Origin of the sequence: Dietzia sp. 111N12-1 (assembly GCF_001658045.1) — a bacterium.
Lineage (GTDB): Bacteria > Actinomycetota > Actinomycetes > Mycobacteriales > Mycobacteriaceae > Dietzia > Dietzia kunjamensis.
In genome coordinates, this window is the sequence record NZ_LSSV01000066.1 from 1 (window position 1) to 5,067 (window position 5,067).

Consider the following 5,067-nt stretch of genomic DNA (forward strand, 5'->3'; position numbering starts at 1 on the left):
CTGCGATCTCGTACCGGGTCTGGCGACCTTCGGGCACGGCGACAACGATTCCGCAGTCGCGCAGGCATGCCAGATGGTTCGACACGTTCGACCGTGTCAGCTCCAAGTCCCGGGCCAGCTCCGCCGGGTAGGTCGGCTGCTGTAGCAAGGTCAGCAGTATTCGGGACCGTGTCGGGTCGGCCATCGCCCGCCCTAACCGGTTCATCACATCCATACGGGAAACAATAGTCAGCACTTGCTGAACTATACAGCGTCTGCTGAACTGTTGGGACAACGCATTAAAAACCTAAAGGTTTTTAAGGCACTTTCACGGCGCCAGGCGGGCCGCCGCGGGAGCCCTCGTCCACCCCGCTGGGGCCGCGGGTTTCAGGCGCAGCATGACGTCGGCATCTGGTTTCGGAAGAGGCCGGCCACGATGCGCAGGCTTTCGCTCATGGTCAGGTACGGCGCCCAGGTGTCGGCCAGATCGTCGACGGTCATGCCGCTTTTGATGGCGTAGGTGGCCGCCAGCATGATCTCCCCGGCCCCGTCCGCCAGAGCGTGCACGCCCAGAACCTTGCCGCTCACGGCGTCGGCGACGAGCTTCACCGCCCCGCGGGTGTCGTGCTGGACGAGCGCCCGGGGGACATCGGACAGGTCCAGGACGCGGCAGTCGCACGCGTGCCCTCGGGTGAGGGCCTCGTCCTCGGTCAACCCCGCCGAGGCCAGCTGGGGCCGGGTGAACACGACCGCAGGAAAGCCGGCGTAGTCGACCCGAGCTGCCGGCGGGTACCTGTCCTCGGTCAGGGCGTTGAGCGCGGCGGCCCGACCGCCGGCGGCGGCGGCGTAGACGTACTGGGGAGCCCCCGAGACGTCACCGGCGGCCCAGACGCGCGGGTTGGAGGTGCGCTGGGTCTGGTCGACCACGACGAAGCCGCGCTCGTCCACGTCCACACCGGCAGCGGCCAGGTTCAGGCCGTCGGTGCGGGGCAGGCGTCCGGTGGCCACCAGGACCTGCGCGCCGCGCACCTGTTCGCCCGAGTCCGTGGTCACCACCACCTCTCCTGCGGGGCCTGGTTCGCGGGCCACAGTGGTCGCGCGCTCTTCGACCACGGTGATGCCGTCGTCGGTGAAGACTTCCCGAAGTCTCTGGGCCAGCTCCGGCTCGGCGTGCGGCGCCAGACGCCCGACCACAGAGACCCGGGTGCCGAGGTGAGCGAACAGCTGGGCCTGCTCCATCCCGACGTACCCGCCACCGATAACGACCAGGGACTCAGGCAGCTCGGTCAGCTGCATCGCGGTGGTGGACGTCAGCCGGTCCACAGAGTCGAGACCGACCACCTCCGGGATGGCGGGGGTGGCACCGGTGGCGACCAGATAGGCCCGGGCCCGCAGCGCCTGGCCGTCGACGGCCAGGGTGTCCCCGTCCAGGAAGCTGGCCTGGCCTGGGCGGACCTGGAAGCCGTAGGCAGCGGCCACATCGGCGTACTTCGCATCACGCAGGCGCTCGATGAGTGCGTCCTTCTGGGCCACCAGATCGCCGAGGTTCACCGGTGCGGCTGACGTTGGGGCACCTTTGAAGGGATTGGTGAGCGCGGCGTGCCGGGCCCCGGCGGCCGCCAGGAGCGTCTTGGACGGCACGCAGCCGATGTTCACGCACGTCCCGCCCAGAACACCGCGCTCAACCAGCACGACGCTCTTACCGGCCTGGCTGGCCGCGATGGCGGCGGACATCGCCGCGCCTCCTGAGCCGATCACGGCCAGATCGACGTCGTAGTCCACACCCATTTGCCCACCTTCCTTCGCGTGACCCCTCTTCAGCGTCCATAGTGGACGTTCCAGCGCAGGGGAAGGTCAAGGCGAACATGGACGAGAGCCGAGAAAGGGGCCACTGTGCGCATCGGTGAGTTGGCCGTGGCCAGCGGCACCACAACCAAGACGCTGCGCTTCTACGAAGAAGCCGGCCTACTACCTGCGCCTGAGCGCACCGCCAACGGATACCGCGACTACACCCCTGCGGCCCTGGCGCGCCTGGACTTCGTTCGCCGCGGCCGCACCGCTGGGCTCACCCTGGCCCAGATTCGCGAGATCCTCGACATCCGCGACGCCGGAGTCGCACCCTGCCAGCACGTGCACGCCCTGCTCGAAGCCCACCTGGGCGACCTGGACCGCCAAATCGCCGACCTGCAAGCACTGCGACACACCGTCGCGCACCTTCACCACAGTGCCACCACCAGCGACCCCACCAAATGCGACACCACGACCGTCTGCCGCTATCTGTGACCAGACCGGTGCTCGCGTGTATCGCCATGAGCAGATGCCGCCACAGAGCGTCGACAGAACCCCGCCATATAACGGCGAAAGCCACAGGTGTGTTTCACCTCTTGCCAAACAGGCACCACTGGGGCCTAGAGGGCAAACAACACCGCTGGCCGGCATCCCAGATGCTGCGCCATGAATGCGCCCCGCATCGTTGGCTACACGATGCCCTGCCCTGCAAAGTGCCGGACCCAGCCGGATACCGCACTAGAAGGCAGAATTCTGCACTTTCAGGCAATTCTCAGCAGTCCCAACCAATCTTGTTAAAACCGGCTCAAAATCCCAGAATCCCAAGAATTCGACCCAGAATCCCACTTTTCGCCTTGCGCGGTGTCGCTGTGCAGCCCAGATTCACGAGACACGCCGGTGCAGACTGACAGAATCACAGGATCTCAACCCTGCCCGTCAATGTAGCCGCGAAACGGCATCTGACGATGCCAGAGCCCGACTACGCCCAGACGGCTACCGTCGAAGCATGAGCGAAGAAACCTCGGTCAGGAGGATAAGGCAGTCCAAACTCCAGACGGACGTTGTCGTGACCGGCAATTCGCATGCGTGGAGGGTTGGCGAACAGTTGGCCGGCAAGAGCCACGTTAGGCAGGCAAGCTGCCTGGGTCCAACAGGCGACCGCGACAAGAATGCGGTGATCAAGGGCCCCCTCAGGCCGCGGGGCAAGCCGGCTAGATGTGATGTCCAGGGAGGTTGTCCCGACTCGCGTTGGTGAGTTCGGCTGACAGGTGAAGGCCTCCGGTTGTGAAGTGGAGCTGTCTAGTTCTTCGCTTCACAAACCAGGAGGCCTTCGTGTCCCACGCTAACGCGACCTTGACCCCGCGTACCCGTTTGCGGTTGGCAAAGCTGATCGTCGACGACAAATGGACCTACGCCGCGGCAGCAAAAATGTTCATGGTCGCGCCCCGCACGGCTAAGAAATGGGCTGACCGATACCGGTCCGAAGGCCCAGCTGGCATGGCCGACCGCAGCTCCAAGCCCCGCACGAGTCCGACCCGCACCCGCCCTGAGATGGTGCGCAAGATCGTGCGACTGCGCTGGCGAAACCGACTCGGTCCGATCCAGATCGGCGGCCGCCTCGGCATCCCGGCCTCGACCGTGCACGCGGTACTAGTGCGCTGCCGGATCAACCGACTCTCGCGAATTGACCGGGTCACCGGTGAACCCCTGCGCCGCTACGAACACCAGCGGCCCGGCTCACTGATCCATGTCGATGTCACCAAGTTCGCCAACATTCCCGACGGTGGCGGCCACCGCTTCGTCGGCCGGCCACAGGGCGGAAAGAACGCCAGAGCCACGGCCCACCGCACCGGCGAACGAGGACGTCAATACAGGCCCAAAATCGGGACCGCATACGTGCACACCGTCATCGACGACTACTCCCGCGTGGCCTACGCCGAGATCCACACCGACGAAAAAGGCGCCACGGCCGTCGGCGTCCTTGAACGCGCGGTGGCCTGGTTCGCCAACCGAGGCGTCACCGTAGAGCGGGTGCTCTCCGACAACGGCTCGGCCTACATTTCTCATGATTGGCGCAAGGCCTGCACGACCCTAGGAATCACCCACAAGCGCACCCGGCCCTACCGGCCCCAGACCAACGGCAAGATCGAGCGATTCCACCGCACCCTCGGCGACGGCTGGGCCTACGCCCGCTTCTACGACTCCACCGCAGCCCGCAACTCACGACTACCGTCCTGGCTGCACTTCTACAATCACCACCGAGCCCACTCCGCCCTCGGAGGCCAGCCACCGGTCACCCGACTGACCAACCTCCCTGGACATCACAGCTAGACGGTTCCGGGACGAACTTCTTGGCATGCGTGAGCTGACCTCACGGGACACCGACGGGGTGCTCCCGATCCTGGACTGGCCGGAGAGCGAAGACGAGCTCTGGTACGTCATGCCGACCGCCACCCCATTGGCGGACAAACTCGCAGGAACCAACTTCGACGACGTGGTCCGCGCCATCGCCACTCTTGCGAACACGCTCGATGCTCTTTCGCGCCCGTCGAGCGCGGCAACGGGCTTTCGCACTGTCGCCCATCGCGATATCAAGCCGGATAATTTGTTCTGGCACGACGGTGGACCAGTCTTGGCCGATTTCGGGATCTCGGCATGGTTCGATGACGCATCCACAACGACAGAGTCGCGGGAGGGTGAGAATCTGGGGCCGCGGAATTACTTAGCCCCAGAAGCGAGGTACTACCACGACGGCATCGACTGGTACCTCGCGGACATTTATTCGTTGGCGATGACCTTCTGGTCTCTCTCAGAGAAGCGACGCGTGTCCGCCGGAAAGTTGACTGTCCTGCTTCCACCGCCCGGAACCATTTCAGCTTCGGATCGCGAGCTTTCGATGGCGCGTTTCGGGGGTCCGGACGCCGCCACGCTCGACGTGCTGATGGAACAAGCGACCAGCCTGCGACCAGCCGATCGTCCGACCGCAGCGGAGGTTCGCGATGAGCTCCAGGTGTGGCTCGACATGTACCCGGACCCGCACCCTCGCCCGGAGCACCGACTAATCACTAATTTTAGTTCACTTCGGCGGACCGTGGACCGCATAGAGCTTAACCAACGCGAATTTCTGGACATGCTCCGATCGGAAAGCAGGAGAGCACTAAAGAAAGTCGAGTTCGACCACACCGTGACGATCGACTACGAACCGCGAGGTATATCCGATCCGGACGGGAGCCTGCGCCCCGCTGCCATCATGGACACCGAGCTACACGGCCGCAGTAAGAGGTTCCGCCAGTAGGTCAT

General features: G+C 64.9%; 5 protein-coding genes. 3 read left to right on the forward strand and 2 right to left on the reverse strand.

Going from position 1 to position 5,067, the window contains the following annotated elements; genetic code table 11:
* A partial coding sequence (locus AYO52_RS14230) for a helix-turn-helix transcriptional regulator (RefSeq protein ID WP_067718718.1) occupies positions 1–235 on the reverse strand: 235 nt, incomplete at its 3' end.
* Between the two features lie 131 nt (positions 236–366).
* The gene (gene merA / locus AYO52_RS14235) at positions 367–1,767 is read right to left on the reverse strand and encodes a mercury(II) reductase (protein ID WP_017838447.1); all 1,401 of its coding nucleotides are present in this window, start codon (positions 1,765–1,767) and stop codon (positions 367–369) included.
* Between the two features lie 105 nt (positions 1,768–1,872).
* Between merA and AYO52_RS14240 the strand changes: the two genes are divergently transcribed.
* The 3 genes from AYO52_RS14240 (at position 1,873) to AYO52_RS14250 (ending at position 5,062) form a co-directional block, all read left to right on the forward strand.
* On the forward strand, positions 1,873–2,262 hold the full coding sequence (locus tag AYO52_RS14240; protein WP_007928756.1) for a heavy metal-responsive transcriptional regulator: 390 nt from the start codon (positions 1,873–1,875) through the stop codon (positions 2,260–2,262).
* A gap of 837 nt (positions 2,263–3,099) precedes the next feature.
* Positions 3,100–4,098 carry an IS481 family transposase gene (locus AYO52_RS14245; protein ID WP_082924042.1) on the forward strand — a complete coding sequence of 333 codons (999 nt, stop codon included), beginning with the start codon at positions 3,100–3,102 and terminating at the stop codon, positions 4,096–4,098.
* Positions 4,099–4,123: 25 nt separating this feature from the next.
* Entirely contained in the window at positions 4,124–5,062 is a 939-nt protein-coding gene (locus AYO52_RS14250) for a protein kinase (protein ID WP_067718715.1), read from the forward strand.
* The last annotated feature ends 5 nt before the right edge of the window (positions 5,063–5,067 follow it).